9 protein-coding genes are annotated in these 17,602 nt (G+C 43.7%); 8 read left to right on the forward strand and 1 reads right to left on the reverse strand.

Going from position 1 to position 17,602, the window contains the following annotated elements:
* Positions 1-3: 3 nt before the first annotated feature.
* Complete coding sequence (radA, locus tag J1N09_RS00790; RefSeq protein WP_265197474.1) at positions 4-1,368, reverse strand: DNA repair protein RadA; 1,365 nt, start codon at positions 1,366-1,368, stop codon at positions 4-6.
* Positions 1,369-1,439: 71 nt separating this feature from the next.
* Here radA and J1N09_RS00795 point away from each other — a divergent pair, with 71 nt between their 5' ends.
* The 8 genes from J1N09_RS00795 to J1N09_RS00830 all read left to right on the forward strand — a co-directional run bounded on the left by J1N09_RS00795 (position 1,440) and on the right by J1N09_RS00830 (position 17,561).
* On the forward strand, positions 1,440-4,448 hold the full coding sequence (locus J1N09_RS00795) for an ATP-binding protein (RefSeq protein ID WP_265197475.1): 3,009 nt from the start codon (positions 1,440-1,442) through the stop codon (positions 4,446-4,448).
* Positions 4,445-5,086, forward strand: coding sequence for a response regulator transcription factor (locus J1N09_RS00800; protein WP_265197476.1), 642 nt, complete (start codon positions 4,445-4,447; stop codon positions 5,084-5,086). The genes J1N09_RS00795 and J1N09_RS00800 overlap by 4 nt, the downstream gene beginning before the upstream one ends.
* Positions 5,087-5,186: 100 nt before the next feature.
* The gene (locus J1N09_RS00805; RefSeq protein ID WP_265197477.1) at positions 5,187-9,254 is read left to right on the forward strand and encodes an HYR domain-containing protein; all 4,068 of its coding nucleotides are present in this window, start codon (positions 5,187-5,189) and stop codon (positions 9,252-9,254) included.
* Positions 9,255-9,271: 17 nt separating this feature from the next.
* Complete coding sequence (locus tag J1N09_RS00810) at positions 9,272-9,769, forward strand: T9SS type A sorting domain-containing protein (protein ID WP_265197478.1); 498 nt, start codon at positions 9,272-9,274, stop codon at positions 9,767-9,769.
* A gap of 3 nt (positions 9,770-9,772) precedes the next feature.
* Positions 9,773-10,441, forward strand: coding sequence for an outer membrane protein (locus J1N09_RS00815; protein ID WP_265197479.1), 669 nt, complete (start codon positions 9,773-9,775; stop codon positions 10,439-10,441).
* A gap of 12 nt (positions 10,442-10,453) precedes the next feature.
* On the forward strand, positions 10,454-13,663 hold the full coding sequence (locus J1N09_RS00820) for a hypothetical protein (RefSeq protein ID WP_265197480.1): 3,210 nt from the start codon (positions 10,454-10,456) through the stop codon (positions 13,661-13,663).
* A 9-nt stretch (positions 13,664-13,672) separates the two neighbouring features.
* The gene (locus tag J1N09_RS00825; RefSeq protein ID WP_265197481.1) at positions 13,673-16,987 is read left to right on the forward strand and encodes a hypothetical protein; all 3,315 of its coding nucleotides are present in this window, start codon (positions 13,673-13,675) and stop codon (positions 16,985-16,987) included.
* Entirely contained in the window at positions 16,971-17,561 is a 591-nt protein-coding gene (locus J1N09_RS00830; protein ID WP_265197482.1) for a hypothetical protein, read from the forward strand. Before J1N09_RS00825 ends, J1N09_RS00830 begins: the two co-directional genes overlap by 17 nt.
* The last annotated feature ends 41 nt before the right edge of the window (positions 17,562-17,602 follow it).

The raw sequence follows: 17,602 nt of genomic DNA on the forward strand, positions 1-17,602 counted from the left end.
TCATCAACCGAAAAGGTGGTGAACTACATCCTTCACCTTTGCCACGCGAATGATATTAATAGTGAAGTTTTGCTTCGGAAGTTTACAGTATTTTGAAATTACTATACTTTCAAAGCCAAGCTTTTCTGCTTCCAGGATCCGTTGATCCACCCTGGTAACCGGACGAACTTCGCCGGCCAGTCCTATTTCAGCAGCAAAACATACGGACTTGTCAATCGCGATATCAATATTAGAGCTTAATACTGACGCCACCACAGCCAGGTCGATGGCTGGATCATCTACCGAGATCCCACCGGTGATATTCAGAAAAACATCTTTTGCACCCAGTTTGAAACCTGCTCTTTTTTCCAGGACAGCCAGCAACATATTGAGGCGTTTGGCATTAAATCCTGTAGCTGATCGCTGAGGTACTCCATAGACAGCTGAACTCACCAACGCCTGAACCTCCACCATTAAAGGCCTCATTCCCTCCAGGGTAGCTGCCACAGCCGTACCACTAAGCAGTTCCTCATTTTTTGAGATCAGGATCTCAGAGGGGTTGGACACCTCTCTCAATCCGCTATCCTGCATTTCGTATATGCCAAGCTCGTTCGTGCTTCCGAAGCGATTTTTATGCGCTCTGAGAATTCTGTATACATGATTTCGGTCGCCCTCGAACTGCAATACGGTATCCACCATATGTTCCAGGATCTTAGGCCCGGCAATATTCCCGTCCTTTGTGATATGTCCGATTAAAATTACCGGGGTAGCTGTTTCTTTGGCGAATTTTATAAGTTCGGTAGTGCATTCTCGTATCTGGGAAATACTTCCTGCGCTGCTTTCGATATAATCAGTATGTAGGGTCTGAATTGAATCGATCACCACGATATCCGGTTCGATCTCTGCGATCTGCCTGAAGATGTTTTGCGTCTTGGTTTCGGTTAGAATATAACAACTATCTGTATCGGGGTGGATACGTTCGGCCCGCATCTTGATCTGCTGGGCACTTTCCTCTCCTGAAACATACAGGGTTTTATAAGGGAGCATGAGGGCTATTTGCAGCATCAATGTACTTTTCCCTATCCCCGGCTCACCACCCAAAAGGATTAGCGAACCTGGCACCAGACCACCACCCAGGACACGATTTAATTCGGTGTTTTTGGTATCGATACGTGTCTCCTCACTTGCCGAGATTTCTCCAATCCTCAAAGGTTTAGATACCCGACTGGTTTTACTCAAACCGTCTTGCTTCCAGGATGTTTTTTCGGTTTTCTGAATTATCTCCTCCGCAATGGTGTTCCATTCCTTACAAGACGTGCACTGCCCCTGCCATTTGGCAAATTGTGCACCACAGTTCTGACAAAAAAAAGTTGTTTTGGTTTTGGCCATGATTGTACACGCTAAAATAGGGTTAAAATTCCTATCTTTCCGAAAGACGAAGAAATTTCCCAAGGCTCAAAATGAAGTATTTGTTTGTTACGCTCCTCCTGCTTATTTCTAGCCTTGGAATTGCACAATCATCAAAGTTAGATCACAGGGTGTTCACTTCGAAAGAGGGCCTCACACTGGACGCCATAAGGGCTATGGAATTCGACGATGACGGTTTCTTGTGGTTAGGCGGGATCGATAATGATATTCGGGATATCATTCATGGAGATCAGACTTTGTCGCTTCAGCGATTCGATGGGACCACCTTTCACAGTGTTCCACTTCCAAAACATGAAGATCGAATTACCCGTGTTGAATACCTTCACAAAAGGGATGATGGGAAATTCTATATCCGGGCTTCATCCTCACGACCATTGTTCTTCCTGTTCGATCCTATTTCGCTTACGTTTAAGGAAATTCCTGTTGGTGATCATGAAAAAGGACAAGTGGGGGTTTCCAATATCGTGAGTTACAAGGGAATGGATCATATCTTAACGCAGCAAGGGGAAAGTATAACTTTGAATATCATTTCTGAAGACACGACCCTGTATCCCGTCTTTTCGTTCAGTCAGCAAGAACATATATTCTTAATCGACGGTGCAACCAAGTTCATTCCGTTTGAGGATTATTGCATAATTGGGGATGATAACTTCCCGGTTACTTTGCTCGATTGGAACGGGAACATCCTCAAAACGATATTGGAAGATTCATTTTCACGAGATCGAGGTGTGTCGGTGGAAAAGTTTCGCATAGATGAAACGTTCAGAAACAAAAATCAATTATACACTATAATTGAGCGTTACTCCCAATTGCATAGAATCGATCCGGAATTGATGGAAATACATCCCATCCAAGGTGAAGGGTTCAGGATAGAAGCTGAAGACAGAAATGTATTCACAGACCCCAAAGGTGTTTATTGGATTGCGTCATTTGATTTGGCGGGTGAGCTAAGCTTTCAAAAAGTAGCGGACGACGAATTAGTAACACTGTTCTCGAAACAGATAGCCGATGAATCCATTGGCTTTGAAATGGTTTCAAAAGACAATAATAAGGATATCTGGATCGGCACTAATGACAATTCCTTACATCACTTCAGGTTCCCCGAGGAAAAAGTCACGAACTACCTGGATGGATATGCCATTCGCTCAATTCATGAAGTTGGAAACAATGAGGTTTTGGTTACCACAGATGGTGCTGGATGGTTTAAATTAAATCATAATACTCACAAGGAAATGGCCTTTCCATTGCTGGATTCCAGTGGCGTGTTTGTCCCGATGTCTTCCAGAAATATTATTCCTGATGGAGATCTGCTGTGGAGCAATAGTCATAGTAATATCATTTGTGTTGATACGAAGAGTGGGATAACCAAATCCTACAGGCATTATCCCGTAAACTGCCTGGAACAGCTCAACGACAGTACTTTGGTCTACGGTACGAATGGGTATAAATTAATGGCTTTTGACACCGGCCGAAATGAGCATTATCCCCTGGCCGTTACCGACACCTTGCGATTTAACGACATTGTCCTGGCAAGGGATCAGGGGATCGTACTTGGAGCTACGGATAAAGGCCTCTTTCATTATAATATTCGAAATGGCGCTGTAAAGATGTTCAGTGAAAATGATGGATTGATCGATTCTTTCCTGCTGTGTGCAGAATATCATCCAGAACACGGCTATCTCTTCGGAACAAGGGCGGGTAAGATATTCAGGTACGATATTGAAACTAATAGGGTGGAGCTAGTGTATGAGGACCGGTTGCAAGCAGGAATTGCCTCTGTACTATTTGATAATGATAGCTGGTGGATTAATACATTTAACGGTATTGTGGCTTTCGATCCGGTTTCAGCCAGCAGAGTTCGATTTTCTGAAAACGACGGCCTGAGTCATAACGAAACAAACAGATACAGCGCATTGTCTACAGAAGCTGGTCTATGGGTGGGAACCATTGAAGGTTTGAATTTTTTCGATCCTGATGAAATGCAGCCGGAACGATCCTCCGGTGAGTTGGTGCTGTTGAAGGTTCGCAAGTACTCTGAAGCGGAGGGAAGTGTTAGTGACGAAATGGACAGAAGTGTCCTGGATTCTCAATCGAGGATCACGTTACCCGCGGAATTTAAGGAGCTGGAAATCGATTATTCAATAACCGATAATTTGTACGGTTATCCACATAGCTATAGATATCGATTGAATGATGCTGAATGGACCTCCATAGGTGAACAAAAGCGTCTGCTGTTTCCAAATTTTGCCGTAGGCAATTATAAATTGGAGATTGAGGCCCTTGATTTTTCAGGGTCGAAGATCGGAGAATCGATCAAACTTGAAATTCTATCGAAAGATTTCTTCTACAAGACATGGTGGTTCTATCTATTGGTCCTGGTTGCTGCACTTCTGTTGTTCTTGTACCTCTTGAAGCAAGCGAAGCTCCGAAGCCGGCTTCAGCAAAAGTTTTCGGCAGATCTCCTTCAATCTCAGGAACAGGAACGAACCAGGATCGCCAAAGAATTGCACGATAGTGTTGGGCAACAGCTAACTTTGATTAAAAAGAAAGCCCAGTCGCAAGAGCAGGATGAGATATCTGATCTTACTCACAGAACACTGGAAGAGGTGAGAGTGATTTCCAGGGGATTATATCCGGCGGTGCTGGCGCAGTTGGGATTAACGGAAAGCATTCGTCAGTTGGTATATGAATTGGACGAGGAGACAAATCTGTTCTTTTCTTCGGAGATCGATACTATCGATGACCTCTTGAATAAAGACCAGGCTCTGAACTTTTACCGTTTCTTCCAGGAGTGTTTCTCCAATATTTTAAAGCATTCCGAAGCAACATCCGTTGAGGTTAACATTCAGCGAGAGAATAAGAGAATCCTCGCGGAAGTAGTAGATAATGGGAAAGGGTTTTCTGTGACAGAAGCAGAGCGACGAAAAAGTCTCGGATTGAAGACATTGTCGGAGCGCATTCGTATCTTAGGGGGGACGATGAAAATAGTAAGTAATCCTGAAGAAGGGACCAGAATAACCACAGAGATAAAAGTTAAATGAGCGGGATAAAAATAATGGTGGCCGATGACCATCCTATGCTATTAAAGGGGCTAACAGACGAATTGGTCCAATATGGCTACAACGTTGTTGGAACCGCTACCAACGGCGCAGCAGCCCTGGAGACTATCCTCGAGAAAGCTCCACACATCGCACTTCTGGATATTGAAATGCCAATCCTTTCAGGTTTTGAGGTGATCAATAAAACCCTGGAAAAAGGTCTTTCAACCAGGTTCATTATTCTTACATCACATAAAGAGAAGGCCTTTGTACACAAGGCGAAAAAGCTCAATATTTCAGGGTATTTGCTTAAAGACGAACCTTTTAGCGAAATTGATAAGTGTATTAAAGCCGTAGCCCGTGATGAAACCTATTTCAGCAAGATCTTTGATGATATTTTTAATTCTGAAATATCTCCTCAATTGGAGAAGATCAAGTTCTTGTCTCCATCCGAAAGAACAATTGTTCGGCTGATAGCCCAGGAAAAAACGTCAAGGGAAATTGGTGAAATGTTGAGTATTTCTCACAGGACGGTTCAGAAACACAGGGCGAATATCATTCAGAAATTGGACCTTCCTTCCGAAATGGATGCCTTAAACCAATGGACTCTGGACAATAAAGAACTGATTCTTTCACTGTAGGAAAGTAGCCTACGCACCCCTACGTACTTTTAGACAAAGCCTACGTATTTACTGGTGTATGTTGCAGGGATATATTTATCCTAACCAAATTAAATGCAGCATGAAGACCAGCCTTGCAGTAATTTTTTGTTTCCTTTCGCTGTCCTTATTCGCTCAAGACGATCCACCAGTGGCGGTGTGTATGGACGTTCCCATGCTTACTTTGGATGCCTCGGGGATGGCAATGATCACAGGTGCTGACGTTGACGGAGGTTCCACAGATGATATGGGTGCCGTTACGCTTTCCGTAACTCCAAATACCTTCGATTGCACAAATCTTGGAGCTAACACAGTAACCCTTACCGTAACCGATTCCGCAGGACAAACCGACACCTGTACTGCAATGGTCACAGTGGTTGATACAATACCGCCAGTTGCACTTTGTCAGGATATAACGATTCAGGTAGATGCGATGGGGAACGCATCTATCACGGCATTTGATGTTGATAATGGTTCAACCGACAATTGTGCCATCACAACACTTAGTGCAAGTCCGAACACTTTCAGCTGCGCGGATATAGGTCCTAATAATGTTACGCTAACCGTAACCGATAGCAGTGGGAATACTGCCTCTTGTACTGCAGTAGTTACAGTTCAAGATAGTAATAGTATCCCTCCTGTAGCTGTATGCCAGGACATTACGATTCAGCTGGATGCTATGGGGGTTGCAACCATAACAGCCGATATGCTGGATGGAGGATCCACTGACAATTGCGATAACCTTTCGTTTTCAGCTTCCCGTACTTCGTTCGACTGTTTAGATGTGTTTAATCCACCCCTGGCAAGTATGATAGTCACTGGGGTCATAGACGGCCCGTTACCAGCGGGAACACCTAAGTCCGTCGAATTATATGTTACTGAAGATATTGCGGATCTCACTCAATTTGGGTTGGGGATCGCAAATGATGGCGGAGGAACAGATGGACAGGAATTTACATTTTCTCCAGGTACCGCCGTAGCTGGATCTTTTATATATGTTGCTTCTGAAAGTACCGACTTCAATAGTTTCTTTGGGTTTTCTCCAAATGAAACTTCTGCAGTAATCGACGTGGACGGTAATGATTCGGTAGAACTATACTTCAACGGATCGGTAATTGATGTTTTTGGAGAGATTAACCAGAGCGGAAGCATGACTCCCTGGGATTATGAAGATGGTTGGGCGTATCGCAAAAACAATACGGGACCTAACGGGAATGGCTTTCAACAGAATGATTGGTTCTTCAGCGGCCCGAACGTACTCGATGGTGAAACCTCGAATGCTATGGCTCTTATTCCAATGCCAGTAGGTTCATACGCTTTTACACCATCCGGAGTAGCGAATCCTATTTCAGTTACCCTCACAGTGACTGATGGTAATGGCGATAGCGATACGTGTACAGCCAATGTTACCGTTGAAGACAATATTGCACCCACAGCTGTTTGCCAGAATATAACTGTTCAGTTGAATGATGCCGGAGAAGTATTCCTGGATCAACCTAGTGATCCGATGAATCCAACATCGCCAACTTATATACAATTGATAGCAGGGGCATCCACGGATAATTGCAGCGTCGCTACTTTCACCGCAGAGCCAAGTGCTTTTTTCTGTGACGATATCGGAACGAATAGCATTGTTATTACGGTAACTGATATTTACGGTAATCAATCCATTTGTTCATCTGCAACGGTAACAGTAGAAGATAATGTTGTCCCTACCATGATGTGCCAGGATATCACTGTACAGCTGGATGTTTCGGGGAATGCAACCATCACGGTTGATGATATCGACAATGGTAGCCAGGATGCATGCGGTTTAGCCAGTAGGTCTCTTGATATTAGCACATTTAGCTGTGCTGACATTGGACCTAATACCGTTGTATTGACAGTAACTGACACCAACGGAAATAGTAATTCCTGTTCCGCTACGGTTACAGTAGTAGACAATATTCCACCGGAGGCTGTTTGTCAGAACATCACAGTACAATTGGATGCCAACGGTATGGCTAGCATTACAGCCAATAGTGTGGATGGAGGTAGTGGAGCCGCTTGTGGAATTGATACACTGGCAGTTGATATCACCGACTTCGACTGTTCGGACCTTGGAGATAATCCGGTCACACTTACCGTAACTGATAACAATGGTAATTTCAGTGACTGTATTGCAATTGTCACGGTGTCGGATGCCATAGCACCTGTTGCGGCAGCAATGGATATAACGGTACAACTGGATGTAACCGGGAATGCGTTCATCTCGGGTAATATGATCGACAATGGTTCTACCGATAATTGCTCCATAGCTTCACTCGAGGCTAGCCCGGACATGTTCACTTGCGCGGATGTTACCTCACCTGTACCCGTAACTCTCACCGTTACCGATACTGCAGGAAATACTTCTACCGCAATGGCTATGGTCACTGTGGAAGATGTAGAAGCCCCTGTCGCAGCTTGTCAGGATATTACGCTTCAACTGGATGCATCAGGTAATGCCAGTATTATTCCTGGCGAGGTTGACGGAGGAAGTTCTGTTTCATGTGGAGCCGCGAGCTTTAGTATAGACCGATCTTCATTCACATGCGCAGACATTGGAACCAACAATGTTGTGCTTACTGTTACCAATTCAAGCGGACTCAGCAGTTCGTGTACAGCCGTTGTTACGGTTGAAGATTTTTTACCTCCTGTAGCTGTTTGTCAAGATATTACGGTTCAACTTGATTCGGGTGGGAACGCGAGCATTACAGTAAATGATATCGACAACGGAAGTTCGGACAACTGTGGAATAGCATCTCGAACTCTCGATGTATCCAACTTCACTTGTGCGGATATTGGTGTGAATTCGGTTACACTCACAGTTACCGATAACAATGGAAATTCAAGTAGTTGTACGGCGAATGTCACAGTTGAAGATACTATTGCTCCACAGGCGGTATGTCAGAACATAACTATACCTCTGGATGTTTCCGGACAGGCAATTATTTCAGCAATGGATGTTGACGGTGGTAGTACTGATTTCTGTGGAATTACCTCAAGAGCAATAGACGTTACCGCTTTTGATTGCTCGAACATTGGTGCGAACACCGTTGTGCTAACAGTGACGGATGCAAGTGGGAATACAGACTCCTGTGTGGCGACTGTAACCGTTGAAGATGTAACACCTCCCACAGTTGTATGTCAGAATATTACTGTTCAGCTGGATGCGTCAGGGACAGTGACCATAAACCCGATTGACCTTGATAATGGTAGCAGTGACGCATGCGGAATTGCAACCTACAGCCTGAACAACAGCTTTTTCAACTGTAATTCGGTAGGAGCGAACAGTGTTATTCTCACGGTAACGGATACCAGTGGCAACAGTAGTTCCTGTAATGCCATTGTAACGGTGGAAGATAGTGTAGCACCTAGTGTTAGTTGTCAGGATATAACACTTCAACTAGATGCTTCGGGAGTTGCTTTTATAGATCCTTCAGCGATCAATAGTGGAAGTTCGGATGCTTGTGGAATATCAACTGTGGAAATTAGCCAGAGTACATTCGATTGTGGTGATCTAGGCGCTAATAACATTACACTTACCATGACAGATGTGAACGGAAATTCGAATAGCTGTATCGCAGTTGTTACTGTTGTGGATACGGTTGATCCCGTTGTAGATTGTCCTTCAAATCAAGTGGAGTCTATACCAAACGGAACCATGTACTCTGTACCGGATTATTTTGCGGACGGCCTTGTAACCGCATCGGACAATTGCACCGATCCATTGACTAATTACAGTCAGAATCCAACTCCAGGGACCCTCCTGGATGTGGGTACCTATACCGTTTCAGTAACAATTACAGACGATAATGGAAACAGCGAAAGTTGCAACTTCCAGCTAGAGGTGGATTTCAACTTAGGTTCTCCGGAAAATCAAAGTATAACGGAGATTGAACTGTTTCCCAATCCTACAACGGAACATATCACGGCAGACAACCTGGTTTCAGCCGGAGTGAACAAGATTCGACTTTACGATCTCAACGGAAGACTGATCAAACAGATTCAGTTAGACGGCAATACAAAATCGGTAATGATAGATACTTCGGAATTGGCCAGCGGTTTATACCTGCTATTTATCGATACCGAATCTGGAGTTGTACGCAGGAAGTTTATTAAAGAATAATCTATTCAGAAGATATTATGAAACGATCCATACTAATAGTAATCCTGATCATAGCAACGACCAGCACCTGGAGCCAGGAATTGGTTCGCTCCACGGTTGGTGTTTCCGGGGCGTCTTCCACAGTTCAAAGTGGAAACAAGACCTATGTTGTTCAGCAAAGTGTTGGGCAATCAAGTGTAATCGGATTATACGCTTCGGATAACTATGCCCTAAGACAGGGATTCATTCAACCTCCCATTAGAATTTTAAGTGTGGGAAGTGAAAACAAAAACCCTATTGATGCAGTCATTTTCCCAAATCCGTTCGCAAGTGATGTGAGGATTGTTTTCAATGAAAGCCTTGAAGGGAAAGTGGAAATAACTATTTACGATATGCTGGGACGCGTAGTTCATACCCGTGCCATGGCGGCGAGTAAAGAGATCAATCTTGAGCTCTCTTTCCTCTCAAGCGCACAGTATGTGTTGCTCCTAACATCGAACAACAGAGAATTTAAAGCAAACATCTTGAAAGAATAAATCATGAAAAAACTTCTACTCATTTCGTTTCTAATTGTTGGATTTTCGGTCTCTGCACAGGGAGTCTATGTGGAAGCCGGTAAGGTGGATTCTACCTTCGATTTTACCAATTCCCAGGGAGAAACTCTCGATAATCTACAGCACACCACTCAGAATTATGTGGAAGCTGGCTACAGGCGAGAGATCCTTACCGAAGGCCTTAACGTGTCATTAGGATTGAACTACAACAGTTACGGTTCTGTAGGTAGCGACAACACATTAAACAACTTTTTCGAATGGGATGTGGATTATCTCGGGGTCATTCTTGGATTTGACTATACCTTGTTCAATATCCAGGATCTTGCCTTTCACATTAAGGCAACGACTTCCATGGAATTCCTTTTACAGGGAACTCAAACGATCAATAACCAGGTCATTAACCTGATAGATGTTGAAGAATTCGACGACAATGCCATCTTTTTCAGAGGAGGCGCCGGTTTGAGCTATCCGCTAACCGAGAACAGCAGCGTATACCTTCAGTACCTGTACGGTGAAAGTCTTGGATTGAATGATGATAATGGTGGCAGTACCAGTCAGGAAGAACTGCGAATTCAAACACATATGGTTGGTATCGGGATGCGTATCTCGATTCCTTCAAAGAAAGATGAAGAACAAATCGATTCAGAAGAATAAAAGGAATTACTTATGAAAAAATTAACCCTACTTTTCGTATTGCTGGTAAGCACATTTATCGCTTCGGCTCAGACAGACGGTCTTAGCTATCAGGCGGTGATACTAGATCCTGAAGCACAGGAAATTCCGGGACAGGACATCACCAATAATGTGCTTATCAATAGTCCTGTTACAGTTCGTTTTACAATTCTGAAACGCGACGGAACAACGCTTTACAGCGAAACTCAAAACACAAACACCGATTCTTTCGGAATGATTAGTCTAATCATTGGACAGGGAGCTCCTACCAATGGTTTGTTTACCGAAATAGAATGGGATGGAGTGCCCAAAAACCTGCAGGTCGACATCAGCCTGGATGGTAATTTTAAACTGCTGAACAAAGAGCCGTTAACATTTATACCATATGCTTTTCACCGAAATATTACAGCTACAGGAACATTGAGAGTGGATGGGGAGACGCTTCTTAATGATAACCTGGTGGTTAATGGGGAAACCATTCTGAACGATGCTTTATCGGTAAATAATGAAAGCCCTTCAAACTTTACAGGGACCTTAGTGGTTGGTGGAACAACAACGCTGAACAATTCCCTGTCTGTGATAAACGAGAGCCCAACATTACTTACTGGAACACTTGATGTGGATGGAGCTACCCGACTTAACAGCACGCTGAATGTAGAAGATGCTACTCAACTAAACAGTACACTTACGGTGGATGGGGAATCTACCCTGAATAGTTCACTTACTGTGGCAAATGAGAGCGCTACTTTTCTGTCGGGGTCACTAACTGTAATTGGTGTTACCGACCTCAATAACGCAGTGAACATTAATAACGGGAGTCCTTTGAATGTAACAGGTAATCTGAATGTGGACGGTTCAACCACATTGAACGATGATCTAACCGTTAATGGAGACACCAATCTTAATAGTTTATTAAATGTAAACAATAGTAGCCCTTCGAATTTATCCGGAACATTGGATGTAGATGGAGCCACGACGCTGGGGAGTAGTTTACAAGTGCTTGGGCAGACCAACCTCGAGGATTTGCTTAATGTAAACAACCAAAGCCCAACCAATCTTAGCGGTAGTCTTACTGTAGATGGAGATACTAATTTGAATAGCAGTTTATCTGTGAACAATGGCGCACCTACATTCCTTTCAGGAACTTTGGACGTGCTTGGAGCGATCACTCTAAATAACAATCTCACCGTAAACGGTGTGACCAATCTGAATGACGATTTATTTGTAAATAACCAAAGTGCTACTTTTCTTTCCGGCAACTTGAATGTGGAAGGGGCAACGAGTTTAGATGATATACTCATCGTTCAAGGTGAAACAACCCTGCAAGATGATCTAACTGTGGCTAATGGGTCTTCGACTTTACTTACTGGCTCACTCGATGTTAATTTGGAAGCCACATTGAACAACTCGCTGGACGTTACCAATGAAAGCCCAACCACATTAACCGGAACACTTAACGTAGACGGTGAAACGACCTTGAATAATAATTTGGAAGTTGCAAATCAAAGCCCTACTGCATTAACAGGAACCCTAACCGTTGAGGGTATAAGTTCATTCTTGAATTCGGTGAATGTTGAAAATCAAAGCCCCACGAATATGTCGGGGACATTAACAGTAGAAGGCGAAACCTTCCTTCGTAACACTCTCAACGTGAATAACCAAAGTGAATCCAACCTCGACGGAGATCTCAACGTAAATGGAGTTGCAACCTTCGATGACCAGGTAACCATAAACGGAGCAACCACCATCAACAATGATATGACGGTTACAGGTACTGCTTTATTGGGTAGCATTTCTACTGAAACCATCGCGGTGGAGAGTAATAATTCAGGTTATGTGGCGACGTTTACCAACACAAACGCCGGAAACGGTGATGGAATACTTATCAAACTTGGGCGTAACTATGGCCTAAATGGAATTACTCCTTTACCAAATCCTTACCTTGATCAGGGTCCGAATGCAAATCCGCTTTACTCAGAGGCAATTGCGCTGATGAAGGCCCAACTAGCCAGTCCCGGAGATATAACCCCGGCAGAGATCATAGGTGGTTTTGGTACGAGCGTAAATAACTTAAGGAGCGGTGCAATAGTAGCTGTGAACGATTTTGTTTTCAACCAGATAAATGGTTCGTTCGGAATGACGCCCACTAATGGAATAGACTTGCCGGGTGTATCTTTTCCGGTAACCAATATTCTTCAGGGGGCACAGATCTTTGGAGGTGTGACTATTCCTTTTGTAGGTATTACCATACCCGAAATAAATTTACCAAGTATAGACATTCTCCCGCAAAAACCAGGATTGCCTCCGGGTGTTTTGAATGCCGTAGTGCCGGATTTCATTCCCGGACTGCCTGTTTCACCTAATAACGGCGGGCTGCCTCCGGTAACCATTCCGTTCATCCCGGCAGATGATGTGCCTATCTCGTTGTCTAAAGAGAATGTTTACGTCTCGTTCCGTGACACCAACGACCTGATCACAGGAGAGATCCGAGGCCAGTCCATCAGTGACTTTTATGCTTCCACAGTTTGTGACCCGGTATACTTACTGAATGTTGTTAGCTCGTTTGTTGGAGTCGATCTTCTGGATGGACTTACGGCAGGTGCTGTGGAATTAACCAACCTGGTTGATGCCTTTAATAAAATTGGAGTAGAGTACTCTTCCGGAAATGGGGATTACGCAGAATGGCTTGAACGACTTGACCCTTCCGAATACCTAACTGCAGGAGATATTGTTGCAGTAAAGGGAGGAAAGATAACAAAGGACCTAAACGAACTAGAACAGATCATGGTAGTCTCACACAGGCCTATCATTCTTGGAAATGTGCCGGAAGAAGGAAAAGAAGGACTAGGTAACAACGTTGCATTTATGGGACAAGTTCCTGTAAAAGTAATGGGGCCGGTGCGCTCCGGTGATTTCATTGTGGCACGAGCCGACATCTCCGGTTATGGTAAAGCGATTGCCTTGCAGGATATGACCTCGGAGGATTTTGTACTTGCTGTGGGTAGATCGTGGGAAGAAAACCTCAACCCTGGACCGAAGATGGTCAACACTGTTGTAGGTGTACATAATGGTGACTGGGCCAATATCATGAAAAAACTTGAAGCCAAACAACGCTCTTACGAACAAAAGTTCAGGGCAATTGAGGCCCAGGTGGAAGCTTTGGAAGACAGAGCAGATGAATTGCTAATAGAATCCAATAAATAAGGAGCTGTTATGAAAAGATTTCTAATAATCATAGTCATATTGTCTGGAATTAGCGGACTGGCTCAAACCGACGGGCTTGTCTACCAGGCAACTATACTCGATCCAAATGCACAGCAGGTCCCTGGTCAGGATATCACAGGGAATGTGCTTCCTGATACAGACCTTTTACTTCGCTTCACGGTTACATCCGAGTTAAACGGAGTTGAATTTCAGGAAGTACAGGAAACCAGAACCGATGCCTATGGAATGGTGAAAGTGATCATCGGGCAGGGAGATGCCGTTATAGGAAATTTTGATGAAATCGATTGGAACGGAGCTCGCAAAGACCTAAATGTCGATCTCAATCTAAATGGAGAATTCGTGGCGCTGAGTAGTCAGCAATTATTATTTCTGCCGTATTCCTTCCACCGAAATATTACTGCTACCGGAACCGTAACTGTGGACAGGGATGCTTTGTTCAAAGACAGGCTTGTGGTAGATGGAGTGACAGACCTGAATGGTTTGCTTAGTGTTCGAAACTTTAGCCCCGTAGACCTTACAGGCTCCATGGAAGTTGGACTTCCCACCACCTTGAAAGATTCATTGTTGGTGAACCAGGAGGCGCCTACTTTTCTAAATGGGACTTTAAGAGTAGATCAGGAAACACAACTAAATAGTACCCTTGAGGTTGGGGAAGCCACGAGACTGGCAAGTACATTGGAGGTCACCGAAGCAACGGTAATGAATGATAACTTAAAAGTTACCCAGCAAAGCCCAACGCTTCTAACCGGGACACTTGAAGTTGACGGGATTACTAATTTTAATAATACCGTTAATATCAATAATGGAAGTCCTCTGAATTTATCCGGTGATCTTACCGTAGACGGAGAAGTGATCTTTGATAATGACCTAACTGTTCAAGGCGATACGAATCTGAACAGCTCCCTTTCGGTGAATAATATGAGTCCCACAAATTTGTCGGGAACATTGAATACGAGTGGACAAACCACTTTGAATGATGTGTTGTTGGTAAATGGTGCAACCAATCTGGACAACCTGTTGAACGTTAATAACGCAAGTCCAACCAACCTTTCAGGAACACTCACTGTAGACCTGGCAACCAACCTCAACAGTGCATTGAATGTAAACAATGGGAGCCCTACTTTGCTTACCGGGCCATTGAATGTGAATGGTGAGATCGACTTCGGAAATGACCTTGAAGTGAACGGCATCACAAATCTCAATGACGAGCTTATTGTTAATAACGGTAGTGCTACCGCATTATCCGGAAACTTGAATACGGATGGAGAAACAGCATTGAACAGTACATTAGAAGTGGTAGGGACGACTACTTTGAATAATGACCTTACAGTTGCCGATCAATCCAGTACAGTTTTATCGGGTATGCTCACGGTGGATGGTCCTAGTACATTCAATGTTTCATTGGATGTTGAGAATTCAAGTCCAACAGGCTTAAACGGACGTCTATCGGTAGATGGAATCACTACATTTCAGAATGATCTTACCGTAGCCAATACGGCATCATCATTATTTACAGGGGAGTTCGTTGTGGATGGCGTATCCACCATGAATAATGAACTAAGAGTCGATAATTCGGCCCAAACAAAGCTTACCGGGCTGTTGGATGTTGAAGGAGTGACAGCGTTGAATAACGCGTTGAATGTTACGAATGGTAATACTACAAACATGTCAGGGGAACTAAACGTGGCTGGGTTGAGTACCTTTAATAATCTGGTAAACATTTCCGGATTTACATTTATTCAAAATGATCTTACGGTTACCGGATTGTCCGATATACGAACGCTTCAGGCAGGTTCGATCTCAATTGAAAGTGACTCGGCCGAATTCGTCGCATCTTTTTCAAACACCAGTGATTTTACAAACGGAGATGGTATAAAGATCACTTTGGGGAATAATCACGGAAGATTTCTAAACGGTGGTGTGTTCAAAATAGACCAAACCCTTGTGAGTAACGACCCGGGAGCACAGAATCCACCCCCAGCTACAGATCCAACTTATGTTACGGCTTTCAATACCTTAAAGCAGGCACTCGTAAATAACTCACCTCAGTTTTCAGTGAACGATGTGATCGCCTTACTACCATCTTTCCGAAATTATTCGATAGCCAATATTAACAACCTGTTACTTCAGGAGATAAATGCCCAGTTAGGCCTTCCTAAGAATTTACCCAGTGTTGTTTCACCTTCATTCTTCATAGATCAGGTTATACCTCCGGGAAGTCCATCACTTTCATTGCCGTTAACTGTATTCCCCGGAATTAATGGGGCGTGTTCGGGGCAATCGTGCTTTAGTGTATGTGTTCCTTTTGCAGGCTGTGTGACGGTTTGTGTACCACCCGTAAATGTATGTGTGCCGGATATTCCTCCTTTGGTAATCCCTGAACTCTTTGCACCTGCGCTTACGCTCCAGGGAACCATTCCAAATTTCTTACCATCCCTACCGTTTCTGCAGGAACCGGGTATACCTTCTGTGCTGATTCCAAATATACCCACAGTGAATATTACTGAAACCCTGTCTTCGGAAAATCACTATTTAACTTTCCAGGATGTGAATGATGTTCAAACGGGAGCGGTAAAAGCACAGTCCATCGAAGATTTTGCCAATAATACACTTTTGGATGACGTATATGTCTTCAATGTGGCAAGTAATTTTATAGGAATTGATCTTGCCGATGGAATTTCGAGTGGAGCTTCCGCCATAGTAGGATTGATTAGTGAATTCAACAAATTAGGAGTTGAATACGCATCAGGAAACGGAGATTATTCAGAGTGGTTGGAGCGAGTTGATGTAAACGAATATCTGACTGCTGGTGACATCATTGCCGTAAAAGGTGGAAAGATAACAAAGGATTATAATGGGTACGAACAACTGATGATCGTTTCCCACAGGCCCATTGTACTTGGGAACGCACCCCAGAAGGGAAGGGAGCATTTAGGAAATACCATTGCCTTTATCGGACAAGTTCCTGCCAAGGTAATTGGGCCGGTAAAACGCGGTGATTATATCGTTGCGAGAAGCGAGTTCCAAGGCTATGGTGTAGCTGTAAGCCCTTCGGAAATGACAACTGAAGACTTCAGAATGGCTGTAGGAAGATCCTGGGAAGAAAACCTGAATCAAGGCCCAAAGATGGTTAACACAGTTGTCGGAATTCAGAACGGTGACTTCAGGTCACGAGTTGAAAAGCTTCAGAAAGAACAACGGCAATTAGACAATTCAATAGAAACCTTAGAATCGAAATTAGAGCGAATTGCCCAAAAGCTATCGCTTTCAGAAAATAGCAATGATTATGCGAGTAACAAATAGAATATATACTTTCCTGCTTGTTGGTTTCCTTATGATGGGAACTGCAAGGTCTCAGGAAACTACCGAAGGATATACTTTTTCAAAAGAAGAACTGGCGCAGCTAAAATTGCAGAAGGAAAAGATGGATGAATGGATAACCGTGCTGGAGACTCCTGGTGTTCGAATTGAGGGTAGTAAAATGATCTTCAGTGATGAAGCACAGAAGCTTATTAGCGATCACAACTACAGGATTAGTTGTTATCGTGAAGCCGGATATACATTTGCAGATGTGCAGGTAAGTTTGCAAAACAACGAATTACAAAAGGCTTTCTGGCAAATGATCAACCTGTATCCCGACCACAAAGAGGAAGTATTGAAATACATATATGCCTACGACAATGTATTGCAAACGGATAAGGTGGTGACGGCTGCTTTTTACACCTATGGCTTTTTCGACCCGGCAATAACTAAAATAGATAATGGAAGACCGGATGTATATCGCCCGGACCTCTTTGAAGGGCATTTGAAAAGTACCCGTGAAATCGTTTCGTACATACTCTATTTCCGCAAGCAGAAAGAGCAGAAGCAAATTTAAATTAGCTAACTAATCAATATAGCCCAGGACCCGGCAGCTTT

The organism is Aureitalea sp. L0-47, from assembly GCF_026126405.1.
GTDB lineage: Bacteria > Bacteroidota > Bacteroidia > Flavobacteriales > Flavobacteriaceae > Pukyongia.